This window comes from Nocardioides sp. W7, assembly GCF_022919075.1.
GTDB lineage: Bacteria > Actinomycetota > Actinomycetes > Propionibacteriales > Nocardioidaceae > Nocardioides.
The window spans coordinates 3,409,185-3,423,245 of the sequence record NZ_CP095078.1 but is presented as its reverse complement, the minus strand read 5'-3'; the positions used below and the strand labels follow the sequence as shown (position 1 = coordinate 3,423,245).

At 71.3% G+C, this 14,061-nt stretch carries 9 protein-coding genes; 3 read left to right on the top strand and 6 right to left on the bottom strand.

The annotated features are described in order from the left end of the window. Positions 1-90 precede the first annotated feature (90 nt). Together MUB56_RS16205 and MUB56_RS16200 are read left to right on the top strand one after the other, a co-directional pair. Positions 91-366, top strand: a complete 276-nt coding sequence (locus MUB56_RS16205) for a GlsB/YeaQ/YmgE family stress response membrane protein (protein WP_244928045.1) — start codon at positions 91-93, stop codon at positions 364-366. A gap of 170 nt (positions 367-536) precedes the next feature. After that, complete coding sequence (locus MUB56_RS16200) at positions 537-2,264, top strand: ATP-binding protein (RefSeq protein WP_244928044.1); 1,728 nt, start codon at positions 537-539, stop codon at positions 2,262-2,264. Here the strand turns inward: MUB56_RS16200 and MUB56_RS16195 are convergent. Then, entirely contained in the window at positions 2,247-3,023 is a 777-nt protein-coding gene (locus MUB56_RS16195; RefSeq protein WP_244928043.1) for a class I SAM-dependent methyltransferase, read from the bottom strand. The two genes, MUB56_RS16200 and MUB56_RS16195, sit on opposite strands and share 18 nt — an antisense overlap. Then, on the bottom strand, positions 3,020-4,003 hold the full coding sequence (locus MUB56_RS16190; protein WP_244928042.1) for a methylenetetrahydrofolate reductase: 984 nt from the start codon (positions 4,001-4,003) through the stop codon (positions 3,020-3,022). The genes MUB56_RS16195 and MUB56_RS16190 overlap by 4 nt, the downstream gene beginning before the upstream one ends. Before the next feature lie 201 nt (positions 4,004-4,204). Here MUB56_RS16190 and MUB56_RS16185 point away from each other — a divergent pair, with 201 nt between their 5' ends. Further along, a complete protein-coding gene (locus MUB56_RS16185; protein ID WP_244928041.1) occupies positions 4,205-5,128 on the top strand; it encodes an acyl-ACP desaturase in 924 nt (307 codons plus the stop codon). On the opposite strand, the gene MUB56_RS16180 is transcribed toward MUB56_RS16185, so the two are convergent. The 4 genes from MUB56_RS16180 to MUB56_RS16165 all read right to left on the bottom strand — a co-directional run bounded on the left by MUB56_RS16180 (position 5,125) and on the right by MUB56_RS16165 (position 14,029). After that, positions 5,125-6,744, bottom strand: coding sequence for an MFS transporter (locus tag MUB56_RS16180; protein WP_244928040.1), 1,620 nt, complete (start codon positions 6,742-6,744; stop codon positions 5,125-5,127). The genes MUB56_RS16185 and MUB56_RS16180 overlap by 4 nt on opposite strands. Before the next feature lie 15 nt (positions 6,745-6,759). Beyond that, the gene (locus tag MUB56_RS16175) at positions 6,760-7,410 is read right to left on the bottom strand and encodes a hypothetical protein (protein WP_244928039.1); all 651 of its coding nucleotides are present in this window, start codon (positions 7,408-7,410) and stop codon (positions 6,760-6,762) included. Next, positions 7,394-8,215, bottom strand: coding sequence for a hypothetical protein (locus tag MUB56_RS16170; protein WP_244928038.1), 822 nt, complete (start codon positions 8,213-8,215; stop codon positions 7,394-7,396). Before MUB56_RS16170 ends, MUB56_RS16175 begins: the two co-directional genes overlap by 17 nt. Positions 8,216-8,302: 87 nt before the next feature. Next, positions 8,303-14,029: a family 78 glycoside hydrolase catalytic domain gene (locus tag MUB56_RS16165; protein ID WP_244928037.1), complete on the bottom strand. Its 5,727-nt coding sequence runs from the start codon at positions 14,027-14,029 to the stop codon at positions 8,303-8,305. Positions 14,030-14,061: the final 32 nt, after the last annotated feature.

Here is a 14,061-nt window from a genome sequence, read left to right as displayed (position 1 = left end):
AGGTTCACCCCTTCGAGTACGACCTGCCGCTCTCATCTGGGTACCGGTCCGGAGGCGCCACCGCGCCCTCGAAGAGAAGGAGACATCGCTATGGAGATCGTGGGCATTCTCGTGGCCGGCCTCATCATCGGCCTGCTCGGCAAGCTCGTCGCCCCCGGCGACAAGGACAACATCCCGCTGTGGCTGACGCTGCTGTGCGGGATCGGAGGAGTCCTGATCGGGCTCGGGGTCTACCAGGCCTTCGGCGGCGACGGCTCGGCGGGAATCGACTGGACCCGTTGGATCGTCTCCATCGCGATCGCTGCGGTGCTGGTCGTCGTCGCGTCGACCGTCACGGGCCGCAGCCGTACCAAGGCTCACCACTGAGGTCTCGTAGTTCGCACTTCTTCGGAAGCGCCGCGGCCCCACATGGGGTCGCGGCGCTGCTGCTTCACCGGACGAGGGCTCGCCTGCTCCTGATGGCCGACACCCGACCCGCATTCCGGTGAGGGAGAGGAGCAGGCTCGCCGGGTCTCGACCTCGTGGATAGTCGGACCGTGATCTGCGAGCGCGGGACGACCAGCGGTGGTATCGCGATCGTCGTCGTGGCGACGGTGGTGCTCCACACCGTCACGGACAACCCGGTCCTCGAGACCGGCTGCTACCTCGGCATGTTGGTCGGCGCGGCCCTCGGCGCGTGGATCGGGGCCGAGCGCGCACCCCCCGGACGGCGGCTGGTGCCGCGCCTCATCGCGGCCGGGCTCTCCCTGAATGCGCTGGGCGACGTGCTGTGGTCCGTCCTCGACCTCGCGGGCGCCGGGACCGAGATATCGGTCGCGGACCCAGCGTGGTTCGCCAGCTACACGGTCCTCTGCGGCGCGCTGTGGGTGATCCTGCGCCGGAGCCGGAGCGAGGGTCACGTCGACGTGGACTTCGCCATCGACGCGGTGACGATCGTCGTGGTCAGCCTGCTGATCTTCTGGAACCTCTCGATCGACACGATCGTCGCCGACGACAGCGCGTCGGCGTTCGCGCGGACCGTGTGGGCGGCGTACCCCGTCGCGGACGCGGTGCTGCTCGCCCTCGTGGTGCGCATCCTGATGAGCCCCGGCGCGCGTACGGCGATCGGACCCTCGTTCGCCCTGGGGATCTGCCTGTGGCTGGCGGCCGACATCGCCTATCTGCACGCGCCCGAGGGCGCCGCGAAGCTGACGGACGCCGCCTGGATGGTGGCCCCAGTCCTGTTGGCCCGCGCCGCCTGGCTAGTCCCCCACCAGCGGAGCGACGTGCCAGGTGCCCCGGTTCCTCAGGGCTGGACCGGGCAGATGATCGTCGCGGTCGGCCCCCTGATGGTGCCGCCCGCGCTGGAGCTCGTCTCCGACCTGCGCGGAAAGCCCGACCAGCCACTCCAGCTGTTCACCGGCACCGCGGTCCTGATCGCGCTCGCCTTCATGCGCACCGCCCGGTTGATCCGCTCCGAGGCGGACGCCCGCCGCGAGCTCGAGGGGGCGCGCGACGCGGCGCTGGCCGCCTCCCGCGCCAAGTCGATGTTCCTGGCCAACATCAGTCACGAGGTCCGCACCCCGCTGACCACCGTCCTCGCCACCGCGGAGATCCTCGAGGACACGCCTCTCGACGACGCCCAGCTCAAGCTGGTGGCCAGGCTGCACCGCTCGGGGCGTCTGCTGAAGAGGCTGGTCGAGGACATCCTCGACTTCTCCCGGATCGAAGCCGGACAGCTCCAGCTGGCCTCGACGGCCTTCGACCTCCACGCCATGGTGGCCGACGCTGCCGACGCCTACGAACCGCAGGCGAACCAGGCAGGCATCCGGTTCGACTCTCACCTCGAACCCGGGGTTCCTCGGACCGTCGTCGGCGACCCCGGCCGACTCTTCCAGGTCCTGACCAACCTCCTGGACAACGCCGTGAAGTTCACCCACCGGGGACACATCACCCTCACCGCGCGTCCCGCACCTGCCGGCCACGAGTGCAGGGAGGTGCACGGGGTGGAGTTGATCGTGGCCGATACCGGCATCGGGATCCGTGAAGAGGACCACCAGTCGGTCTTCGAGTCCTTCAGCCAGGTCGACGGGTCGGCGACCCGGAGCTACGGCGGCAGCGGCCTCGGGCTGGCGATCTGCCGGGAGCTCGCGCAGCTGATGGGTGGGTCGATCACCCTGCACAGCGAGTACGGCGTCGGCACCACGGTCGTCGTCCGCCTACCGGTGGCACAGATCGACCGAGAACGCACCGCGACCGGCCCCGGGTCATCTCGGCCGGGGTGAGCCCGCCCGACAGGCCATCAGGACCCCGACGACGAGACCATCGCCGATCAGGGCGGTGATGGTGTCCTGCTGCGCCTGGGCGCGCTTCCACCGCTCGTCGTGCCCGTGCTGCTGCTCGATGACCTCCTCGACCCGTGCGGCGGCGTCCTGCCAGTCGTCGGGGGTGCCGGCGACGTCGGTCAGCCGGGTCTCGTCCAGCACCGTGAGCCCGCAGGCCCCGAGGTCCGCGTCGAGCTCCGCGCGGCTCGGGAAGTGGTTCCCCTCCGGCTGGTCGGGGAGGACATCGACCGCTCGCGTGTAGACGAGCATCCCGACCGGACCCCCGGGACGAACCACCCGGATCAGCTCGCGGAGGTAGGAGCGCTTGTCCTCCAGCGTGCACAGCACGCCGAGGGACCACGCGCAGTCGAAGGTCGCGTCGGGGAACGGGAGGGCGGCCCCGTCGGCCACCACGACCGGCTTGCCGAACAGGGTCCGAGCGGCACGACAGGCCCCCTCCATGGGCTCGGCCAGCACGGGCGCGGCATCGAGCCCACGCGCGACGTACTCGGCCGGTCCTCCGACGCCGGCCCCGGAGTCCAGCAGCCGAGTCCCGGCGCGCACGCCCATCGCTCCGGCCAGCCAGTCGAGTGCGGCCGGGCTGCCACTGCCCCGGCAGGCCGCGGGAAGCGCGTACTCCGCACCGAGCTCGGCCACCGCCGTCGCCGTCCACCACGCGACCGTGTCGAACTCGTCGGCCATGGGATCCGTCTCCGTCATCGACCCTCCCTGATCCGTGCGCCGATCTCGGCCTTCACCCGTGCCCCGGCCAGCTCGCCCTCGCCCGAGGCGAGCCCGGAGAGATTCACCCCGGCGACGCCCGCCACCGCCAGCAGCGACCGGGCCTCCTGCAGCGCGGCCTCGATCCCGGCGGCGCGGACGTCCGTCGACGCGAGTACGGCGGCCACCTGCTCGGTATCCACGTGCAGGCCCGGGAAGTTCTGCAGCACCTTCGCCGACCTCTCGTCGGTGTAGACGGCGACCGCCGCGATCACCGGGATGCTCAGTCCGAGGCTCCGGGCCGCGGACACGAACGACGCCACCTCGGCTGCGGTCGCCACGTGGTTGAGGACGGCCAGCCGTGCCCCGGCCCGCTCCTTCTCCACGAGCCGTGCCGGGCGCAGGTCGCGCGGTACGGCGGCCGGCGCCTCCGGGACGGCGACCGCATGGCCCTGGCTGCTCGCGAGGGCGGCGAGCTGGGTGCCGTCGAGGTCGAAGACCTGGGTCACCCCCGGTCGCACCCCCTGCGCCCGCCCGTCGCCCGTCACGCACAGGACCCCGTCGACGCCGGCCACCGCGAGCCCCGCCAACTCCTGCTCGAGCACCAGGCGGTTGCGGTCGCGGCAGGCCAGCGTCACCCAGGGCACCCCGCCCGCCTGCGCGACGAGCGTGGCCATCAGGGTCGGCGGGAAGTCCGGGCGGTTCTGGTGCTCCCCGACCAGCACCGCGTCGCACGAGTCGCCCAGGGTCCGGACGACCGTGGTGAGCCCGGCGACGTCGTACGCCGGGATCGTCAGGTCGGTCAGCACGACCGGTCCACGGTCCACGGCGTCCAGCAGCCGGCTGGCCGGGCGCGGCGAGCCGGACCCCGCCTCCGGCCAACGCACGATCTGCGCCCGCTCCCGGGCGAAGGGGCAGGGACGTGCGTCGAGCTCGCACGACGCATCGTCGCGCACCCCGCCGCAGGGCCCGAAGGTCATCCGCTTGGGGCACCCGCCGGAGTCCGGGGTCAGTGCGGGGTCGGACGACAGGGCGCTGCTCCTCCCCCTGGGCGGCCCGCGCGGAGCGCGCGGCCGGACCGACGGACATCGACCAGCCCTCAGTCTCCCGATCGGCGCGATCTCATGCCCGCGATGGCTGTCAAGGCTTCCCCCGGCGCCCGGCACGTGGTAGGCCGAGACATGGACACCGCGACGCTCCTGAAGGAGCTCGAACCGACTGTCGAGGCCAACCTCAACCGGCACCTGGAGACGGCCCAGGACTGGATGCCCCACGAGTACGTCCCGTGGAGCGAGGGCCGCAACTTCGCGCTGCTCGACGGCGAGCCGTGGACGGTGGAGCAGTCGACGCTCTCACCGATCGCCCGGACCGCACTCGAGGTCAACCTCCTCACCGAGGACAACCTGCCGAGCTACCACCGCGAGGTCGAGCGGGCGTTCGGCCGGGAGAGTGCGTGGGGCGAGTGGGTGAACCGGTGGACGGCCGAGGAGGGCCGTCATGCCTTCTGCATCCGCGACTACCTGCTGGTCACCCGCGGCGTGGACCCCGACGAGCTCGAGCAGGCGCGGATGCAGACCATGGAGGCCGGCTTCGACTCGGGCGAGAAGGCGCTCCTGAACGTCTGCGCCTACGTCTCGTTCCAGGAGCTCGCGACCCGGGTCTCGCACCGCAACACCGGCCGGATCACGGAGGACCCGGTTGCGGAGCGGTTGCTCACCCGCGTGGCGAAGGACGAGAACCTGCACATGATCTTCTACCGCAACATCGTCGATGCCGCGCTGCAGCTCGCCCCCGGGCCCACGATGCGCGCGATCACCGACGAGGTCCTCGACTTCCAGATGCCGGGAGCCGTGATCCCGGGCTTCGCCCGGAAGGCGGTCCAGATGGCCCGGGCCGGCATCTACGACCTGCGCATCCACCACGACGACATCGTCATGCCGCTGGTGCGGCAGTGGCGACTCTTCGAGCTCGAAGGCCTGGACGAGGAGGGCGAGCAAGCCCGCGACGAGCTCGCGGCGGCGATCAAGGTGCTCGACGAACAGGCCACGCGGTTCGTCGAGCAACGCGAGGCGGCCGCGGCGAAGCGGGCGGCACGCAGGGGCTAGGCGGACGACGGATCGACCGCTCGTCCCACCGGCTCCCTCGGCACGAATCGGGTCAGGAAGAGGGCCACCACGGCGAGGAGCGCGAGGATGGCCAGGCTGAGTCGGAGTCCGGCGATGCGCGCAGTCTCGTTCGCGTCCAGGACCGCCTGGGTGGTCGCCTCCGCCACGCCCGCGTCGGTCAAGGCAGACTCCAGATCGGCGTTCGAGACGAACGGGACTCCGCCGGACAGCTCGGCCTCCGCAGAGGCGACCACCTCGTCCGGCACGTCAGGGCTCTCCTGGACGCCTTGGACGAAGCTCGCGGTCAGGGCGGCGATCAGCACCGACCCGGCCAGGGCGGTCCCGAGTGACGCGCCGAGATTGGTCGCGGTGTTCTGCAGCCCGCCCACCTCGCCGGTCTGCTCGTCCGGCACCGCTGACACGGTCACGGCGCCCAGCTGGGAGGCGAGGGCGCCGACGCCGAGGCCGGCCAGCAGGAGCGGCACGGTCACGATCTCTGCTCCGACGCCGACCTCGAGTGCACCCATCAAGGAGATGACACCCGCGCACAACAGGGCCAGACCGATGGTGACGACCCGTCGAGGTGACGCCTCGGGCCAGACCTTCGGCACTCCCGCGGCGGCCAGCAACAGGGTCACCGAGAGAGGGAGGAGCCGTACCCCGGTCTCGACGGCACTCAGGCCCAGGGCGACGGATAGGAAGAGCGGCACGATGAAGAAGAGTCCCGCCTGGATCAGGTACTGGAAGAAGAACATCACCAGGCCTCCGTTGAGGCGCGAGTTGCGCAGCATCCGAAGCTCCACAAGCGGCTCCCTGCCGGATGCGGCGACTCGGTGCTCCCACCAGAAGAACACCCTGACGATGAGCAGGCCGCCGAGGATCAGCCACAGCGTCAGGGAGAGCCCGAGCGGGTCGGGTGCGCCCGGCTTGGCCTGCACCCAGCCCCATTCGCCGGACCGCAGTACGCCGTACACCGCGGCCCCGAGGCCGGTCGCGGAGAGCACGACGCCGACGTAGTCGAGGCTGAAGGTGTTCGTGGACTCGACGTCGTGCACCCTTCTGGCCAGGAACAGGATCACCACCACGACGATGACCTCACCGAGGAACACCAGTCGCCAGGACAGGTAGGTCGTGAAGGCGCCGCCGATCAACGGCCCAGCGGCGACCGCGATGGCCCCGGCCGCCGCGATCAGCCCGTAGGCGCGGGGCCGCTGGTCGGCGGCGAAGTTCGAGGCGACCAGCGCCACGATGGCGGGCATGATCAGGGCGGCGCCCATCCCCTCCAGGAACGACCAGCCGACGATCAGGACGGGGAGGCTCGGCGCGAGGGCCGTCGTCAGCGAGCCGGCCGCGTAGACGACGCACCCGATCGAGAACGCCCGGCGGTGCCCGATCATGGTGCCGACCTTGCCGCCGGTGATCATCAGCGTCGCCATGACCAGGGTGTAGAGCGTGATCGCCGTCTGGACGCCGGTCACGGTCGTGTCGACGTCCTTGGCGACCTGGGCGATGGACACGTTCATCACGGAGCTGTCCAGGGTCATCAGGAACTGTCCGGAGCCCAGAGTCAGCAGCACGAGAGCGCCGGTCGCGGCGACCGAGGTCTCTTTCGACATCGACGCCTCCACGAGTCAGACCGCGACGCTCACCGGGAACGTCGCCAGCCAGGCCAGGGCACCGAGCAGTACGACGGTGCCGGCGATCGTCGTCACCCAGCGCAGTCGAGGGTTGCTGAGCCGGGTGCTCATCCCGGCGAAGAACAGCACGATGGCGTACAGCACCACGGTCAGGACGTAGTTGCTCGAGCGCTGGATGTCGGTCCGCACCTCCGCGGCCGACTCCTCGGCGGAGGCGTCGAGCCTGGCCGCCTCGTTCTTGGCCGCGACCTGGTACTCCGCCATGGCGAACGGGGTGGACGGAGCGTCGGGGTTGGTCAACGGCCGCTGGGCGATCCAGGCCTGGTACGCCGGGCGGAACTCCTCGCGGAAGCGGTCGCCGTAGAAGTCGGCGACCTTCGTCTCGCCCCGGAGGTCCGCATCGGCCCACGCGATGAAGGTGGCCACGTCGACCTGGGTCTGCGTCCTCGCCAGACCGTCGGCCCGCGCCGCGTCGATCCGGATCGCGTTCGTCCGGCCGGCGGCAGCCGCCTGCTCCCCGTTCCACCGGGTGGCCTGATAGCTGCTCCACGACGTGGCCAGCGCCGCGACGACCAGGAGCACCGTGGCGAGCAGCTCCTGCCGGTTGCGCCCGCGCTCCGGCGGCGGGTCAGCGGGCGTTGCCATGGTCGTCGCAGGGAGGGGTGACGTCGAGGCCGACGGCCTCGGCCTGCAGGTCGACCAGGCGCAGGGTCCGTTCCATCGCACTCGGTTGCAGGCGGCCCACGCCGTCACCGTGCGGGTGGTCGAAGAACATCAGCAGCAACAGCAGGAGCGAGATCACGACGGTCACGCTGCCCATGAGCATGCCCTGGGTCACCGGCCCCTCGGCCGGGTCCGCGAAGAACAGCAGGTAGGCGAAGAGGACCGCCGCGATGACGAAGAGCGCCAGCCACAGCGGGACGGGGATGATGCCCTCCGCGCCGTGGATCCGGGCGATCCGGGCCTGCTCCCGGTCGGAGGTCTGGGCCATCCAGCGGTCGTAGGCGGACTGCTCGACGGCCGAGGTCGGGTCGAGGGTCGAGACCGTCAGGTACATGGCCGCACCCCAGGGGTTGATCCGGTCCCCGAGCGTCTCGGCCGCGAGCGCGTCCCACTCCGGGCCGGCCACGTAGCGCGCGTAGCAGACCAGCTCTCCGGTGAGGTCCGCGTCGGCGTCGGGGAGGAACTGGGCCGTCTGGACCTGTTGCGCCACGACCGTGGCCTCGGTCTCGGCGCCGGAGCGCGACTCGTCGTACGACGTGAACCCCAGGAAGATGATGAAGCCGAGCAGGATGGAGAAGCCGGTGGCCAGCACCCCGAAGACCCCCGAGGCCCGGTCACCGTCGGTGAAGTAGCTGCCCTCCGGGGCCCGTCGACGCACGAGCAGCATCGCCGCCACCGTGATCGTCGTGGCGACGACGGTGACGACGAGCCCCAGGAGGATGTTCACGCAGCGGCGTCTTCCTGCACGCTCGGACCGTAGGCAGCGGGGACCGCGGGCCGCATCACCCGCCGCGGATGAGAGCCCGTCCCCGGGTCACCTGCGCGTGATGGTGACCGTGCGGGCCGTCGAGGTGGACGCGGAGGTGGTGGCCGAGCCGCTGTAGGCGGCCACGACCCGGTGCCTGCCGGGCTTGGCGATCCGGATCCTGACCACGGCTCGGCCGTTCCTCAGCACGACCCGCTTGACGACCCTGCCGTCGACGCGGATCGCGACCTTCCCGGTCGCCCTCGGGTTCGCAGTGACCACGGCTCGGACCGTGACCGGCCTGCCCTTCCTGACCTTCGCCTTCTTCACCGAGACCGTGGTCCGTGAGGCGGACTTCACCACCGGTGCCGTGGCGGTCGAGGTGGCCGTGCCGGGCACCTTGTCGGCCTTGGTCGCGGTGACCCGAACCGAGAGCCGCTGGCCCACGTCGGCCGCCGACACCCGGTACGACGCACCCCGGGCGCCCGCGACCTCAGTCCCGTTGCGCAGCCACTGGTAGGCGTAGGTCAGGCCCTTGGTGTTCCACGACCCGCTCGTCGCCGTCAGCGTCGAGCCGAGTCGCGGCGTACCGGTGACCTGAGGCGGGACGAGCGCCGAGACGACGTCCACGTCGGCCAGGCTGACCGTCTCGACCCGCACCGGCTCGGGGTTGCCCGCCACGTCGGTGGAGGCGAACTCCACCGCGTGGTCGCCGAACCCGGTCACGATGACCGGCTCCGAGCCCGACACCGTCGCCCAGTCACCACCGTCGAGGCGGTAGACCGTGTGGGCGACGCCGCTGGTCGCGTCCGTCGCGGTGAAGGCCAGGGTCGCGGAGTCCACACCCTCGACCCCGGCGCCCCGAGTCGCCCTCAGCGTCGTCTGCGGCGCCGTGACGTCGATCCGGACCGTGGCCGCTCCGACGGTCGAGGTGTGGCCCGCCGCGTCGCGTGCCCGATAGCGGACCTCGTGCTCGCCGTCCCCGGCGACCCCGACCGGACCGGCGTACGGCGCCCAGCCGGACCCCTCGTCGACCTCCACGACCGGGGTGTCGCGATTGTCCACCGCCTGCACGCCGAGCGTGACGTCCGAGCGGTACCAGCCGTCGTCGCCGACAGTGCCGCTCACGACCGTCGCCGCAACGTCGGGCGCCTGGTCGTCATCCGGCACCGCCAGCACCCACGTATCCGCCAGCGACGGGTCACCGGGCGAGTTCTGGGGGAACTCGAACCTGATCCGGACGCTGCCGTCGTTGGCCGCGACAACCGCCGAGGCATCGACCAGCAGGTCGTAGACCCTGGTCCCGGCTCCCGTTTCCGTGCGAGTGATCCTCTGGTCCGCGACCAGCACGTCGTCGACGTACACGTTGTACCTCTTCGCGCCCGGGCCTCCGAAGGTGTCGATGTTGCGCAGGATGAACGACTCCCCCGCCGGGGCCTTGAGCTCCGCCGAGAACCACGAGCCCGGGAACCCACCGTGCGCGTACCGGCGCGTCAGGCCGGCCTCGACGCTCGTCCCGCTCTGGGGGGCGGCCTGCAGCGCGTGGGCCGACTCCGAGTCGGTGGTTCCCCAATCCAGGTGGTCCACCGCCGCGGCCGCCGGTGGGGTCACGATGCCGAACGACACCGCCCCCTGCGCCGAGGCCAACGTGGCCGCACCCCGCTCGAGCGTGACCCCGACCTCGACCGGACCGCCGACTCGATCCAGCGGAAGCACCACCGGCACCTCGAGGTCGACCGACTCGCCGGCAGGGATCCGGAGATCGCGCGAGGGCACGGTCTTCCACCCGGGTGGCAGTGTCAGTGCCGCGTGGGCACGGACGTCGGCGGAACCCGTGTTGGTGACCGGCACCGTCACGGTGCCGTGCTCGCTCGGGTCGGCGCCGTCGACGGTCGCGGTGAGCGTGCCGATCTCCAACCCGGACGTGACGCTCGCCCAGTCCTCGGTCCGGTCGGTGACCGTGTACGACGTCCCGCCCACGACCATCCTCAACGACAGCTCGGCGTCGTAGCCGCCCGCGTCGGCGTGCCGCGACCCGGTGATCGTGAACGGCAGCTGGGCCGTCGCACCGTCCGCGACCGATCCGGCCGAGACGGTGGCCTCGCCGAGGCCGGCCGCCACGACGGTGCCCTCGACGCCCGTGACGACGGCCCCGCTGTGGTTCACGACCTCGACCGTCCCGGTCACCGTGCCACCCGGGAGGACGGCGCCGACGACCGGCGGCAGGGCCACGGTGACCCCCCGCGCCTCGGTCGACGCCGTGACCAGCTTGGCCTCGACACCGGCCAGCCGGCGGTCCAGGTCGGCACGGACCACCCCGTCGACGCCCGAGCCCGCGAGCCGGCTGCGTGCACCGCGGATCCCGGTGAGGGCCGAGTCGAGGGCCTCGGTGAGGGCCTCCTGGTCCTCGGCGGTCGCCGCGAGCAGCGCCGTGGAGACGTCCGCGCCGACCGCGTCAGCCGCGGTCACGAGCCGGTCGCGGTCGGCCGGGGCGAGCTGCTCGGTGTCGACCAGGTCGGCCAGGTGCGCGGTGAGGGCGTCCAGGTCCTCCAGGACCGAGCCGAGCAGCGCGTTGTCCGCCGTGACGACGAAGTCGTAGCTGCCCGAGCCGACGGTGACGGTGACCGTGTCGCCGTCGTCCCTGACCTCCAGGACACCGTCCCCGTCGTCGACCAGGGCCCCGCCCTCGGTGATCGAGAAGACGTTCTCGGCGGGCAGCACGACCTCGGCCGTGGCCCCGACGGGGACCTGGACAGCGTCGGTCAGGTCGGCGCCGTCCCGCTGCCAGTGCGACGAGACCGTCCCCAGCGGGGTCTCCTGCGTCGCGCCTGCATGCGGAATCCTCGTGAGGTCGGGCACGGCCAGCCGGATCCTGCGGAAGCCGGGCTCCAGCGGCGTGATGCCGGCCAGCCCGCGGTAGAACCACTCCTGCAGACCGCCCGCCAGGGCGGGGTGGCTCTTCGAGGAGGTCCCGTCCGGGGCGCTGGAGTTGACCCACTTCTCCCAGATGGTGCCGGGCCCGTTGGCGAGCATGTAGCCGATGCTCGGGTAGTCCTCCCGAAGGGCGGTGTCGAGGACGACGTCGTCGCGGCCGTACTCGTGCAGCGCCTGGATGATCAGCTGGGTGCCGACGAACCCCGCCGTGAGGTGGTCGTCGCGCCGCCGGATCCCGGACACCAGGTTCGCGAGCACTCGGTCCTCGAGCGCCGCGGGCACGATGCCCAGCAGCAGCGGGAACGCGTTGGCGAACTGGGAGCCGTTGGCATACGTCGCCGTGTCTCGGTCGAGGAACCTGCGGTTGAGGCCGTCCTCGATCTCCGAGGCGAGGGTGTCGAGCTCGACGGCATCGGTCTCGTGGCCGAGCACCCGCGCGATGCCGGCGATCAGCCGCGTGTCCTTCAGGTAGTAGGCGGTGTGGAACAACTGGGGTGTGGTGTTCTCGGTCGCCTGCCAGTCCTGGCCGTAGCTGACTTCCGGACTCACGATGACGTGGTCGCCGTCGGCGATGGTCGCCAGGTAGTCGAGCCAGCCGAGCATGTCCTCGTAGTGCTGGGCGAGCACGCGGTCGTCACCGACCTGGAGGTAGTGCTCCCAGGCGATGCCCGGGTACGCCGCACCCCACGCGGGGTCGACCTTGAACTCCCGGCCGAACTGCCGGCTGGGAGCAACCGATGCCACTCCCCCGTCGGAGAAGATGCTGGTCTGCAGGTCCCGCAGGTACTTGCGGTAGAGGTCGCCGGACTCGAACGCCGACAGGATCGAGCTGGCACCCGTCAGCGCGTCTCCGGCCCAGCCCTTCTTCTCCCGCGTCGGTGTGTCCTCGGGGATGCCGTGCATCGCGTTGAGCTGACCTTGGCGCACCGCCCTGTCGATGCCGGTCAACAGCGGGTTCCCGAGCTCGAGCGTGCCGTGCTGATCGAGGTCGGTGTACACGGGTCGGGCTTCGAGAGTCACCTCGGCCCCCGCGGGCAGACCCGACAGCTCGGCGTAGCGGAAACCCGAGTAGACGAACATCGGCTCCCAGATCTCGGCGCCTTGCCCGGAGAAGGTGTAGCGGTAGGTCTGGCGCTGCTCCTCGCCCGGGGCGAAGTTGATGTTGCTCGTGGTGACACGACCGTTGCCGTCGCGGATCTCACCGAGATACACGGTGGCGGTGGTCCCGGCCGGCGCGGAAGCGGTGATCCGCACCCAGCCCGCATAGTTCTGCCCGAAGTCGTACTGACGCACTCCGGGCGCCACCGTCGACGTGCTGACCGGGGCGATGGTGTCGACCGCGCGCATGTACGGCGTCGGATCCGCCTCGAGGGGGCTGACAGCGAAGGCGCGCTCGGACTCGTCACCCCGCACGACGAGCTCGGCGAGGCGGAAGCTGTAGTTGTCGGAGTTCTTGGCCAGTCTGGTGGCCGTGACCCGGACGTAGCGCCCCGTTGCCTCGGCCGGCACGACGACCGGCGCCATCCCCGGGTTGGGCTGGTCGGCACCGGTCCGGTCCACGACCACCGTTGCGGTGGCGAAGGTCGGGTCGTCACTGGTCTCGATGCGATAGCGAACGGGGAAGCCGGCCCCTGGGTTGCTGCCGGCCGGGTCGTTGGTCGGCGAGGCGCCATGCAGGCTGATCGAGCCGATCGAGCGGCTGCTGCCGAGGTCCAGCTGGACCCACTTCGTCTCGTCCGGGGTCGTGCTCGTGCTCGAGTGGTAGCCCTGAGAGGCGTCGGTGGAGACGAGGATCCCGTCGTTGACGGCGCCGGTCGACCAGCCGCAGCAGTCCACCGTGTCCTTCGCGGTCACGGTCGCACCGGCCGACAGCAGTGCAGAGCCGACGACCGGAGCCACCACCTCGACCGGGTCCCAGCCGCTGTCGTCGAACCCGGGCTCGTCCCACCCGGACGACTCCAGCCGGGCGTCGAACGACTCACCGCGATAGGTGTCGATCCTGGTCACCGGGCTGTCGGCCGTGCGCCAGTCGTTGTCGGTGCCGTGCACGACCCGACGCTCGCCGTCGGTCCCGACGATCTCCAGCTGCGCCATCACCTTGATCTCCGGGCTGGGCGCGCTGAGCGTGGCTCCGACCGTGAGTCCGAGGGCGTTGTCGCCGTCGACCAGCAGGTCGGTGACGTCGACGCCGCGGTAGAGAACCCGACGGTCCCAGTCGGTCCACGTCGTACCGAGCCGCTCATCCGAGACCGGCTGCCCGTTGAGCCGGACCTGGAGGTTCCCCCAGGCCGCGAAGTAGAGGTAGGCACGCTCGCCGCTGGAGGCGCCGGCCTCGAACTCCGTGCGCGCACGATCTCCGCTCGACACCGAGATCCAGTCGGACTCCCAGTCCTCCAGGTCCATCAGGCCGGTATGGATGGGCGCCGGCGCAGACCACGCCGAGTCCAGGTCGGCGGCGTCCCAGGTGCGAACACGCCAGGAGTAGTCGCGTCCCGACCCGAGGCCCGGGCCCTCGTAGGACCGCAGGGTCGTGTGCTCGTCCACGACCTTGCCGGAGTCCCAGACGGTCGTGCCGTCGGCCTCGTGGACCTGGAGCTGGTAGGCGGTCTGGCGTTCGTTCCGATCCGCATCCTCGACCACCCACGAGAAGCGTGGCTCCTTCTCTCCGACCAAGGCGTCGTCCCAGCCGGTCACGTCCAGCGAGCCGGCCCGGATCACGGGCTCGGCCCCCCCGTCGGACACGTCCGCTGCCGTCGCCGTCGCGCCCGGGGCGGGCACAGCGACAGCGAGACCAGCGGTCAACGCGAGCACCGCCAGCGCCGATGCCCCGAGCTTCACGCCGTCTGTCAGAACTCGTGGCATCGCTAGATTCCCCATCGTCTCGAACCAGGGAC

Coding starts and splice junctions, on each gene's coding strand:
- MUB56_RS16175 (WP_244928039.1), bottom strand. CDS start 7,410: ATGGCAACGCCCGCTGACCCGCCGCCGGAGCGCGGGCGCAACCGGCAG.
- MUB56_RS16190 (WP_244928042.1), bottom strand. CDS start 4,003: ATGACCTTCGGGCCCTGCGGCGGGGTGCGCGACGATGCGTCGTGCGAG.
- MUB56_RS16195 (WP_244928043.1), bottom strand. CDS start 3,023: ATGACGGAGACGGATCCCATGGCCGACGAGTTCGACACGGTCGCGTGG.
- MUB56_RS16205 (WP_244928045.1), top strand. CDS start 91: ATGGAGATCGTGGGCATTCTCGTGGCCGGCCTCATCATCGGCCTGCTC.
- MUB56_RS16185 (WP_244928041.1), top strand. CDS start 4,205: ATGGACACCGCGACGCTCCTGAAGGAGCTCGAACCGACTGTCGAGGCC.
- MUB56_RS16165 (WP_244928037.1), bottom strand. CDS start 14,029: ATGCCACGAGTTCTGACAGACGGCGTGAAGCTCGGGGCATCGGCGCTG.
- MUB56_RS16180 (WP_244928040.1), bottom strand. CDS start 6,744: ATGTCGAAAGAGACCTCGGTCGCCGCGACCGGCGCTCTCGTGCTGCTG.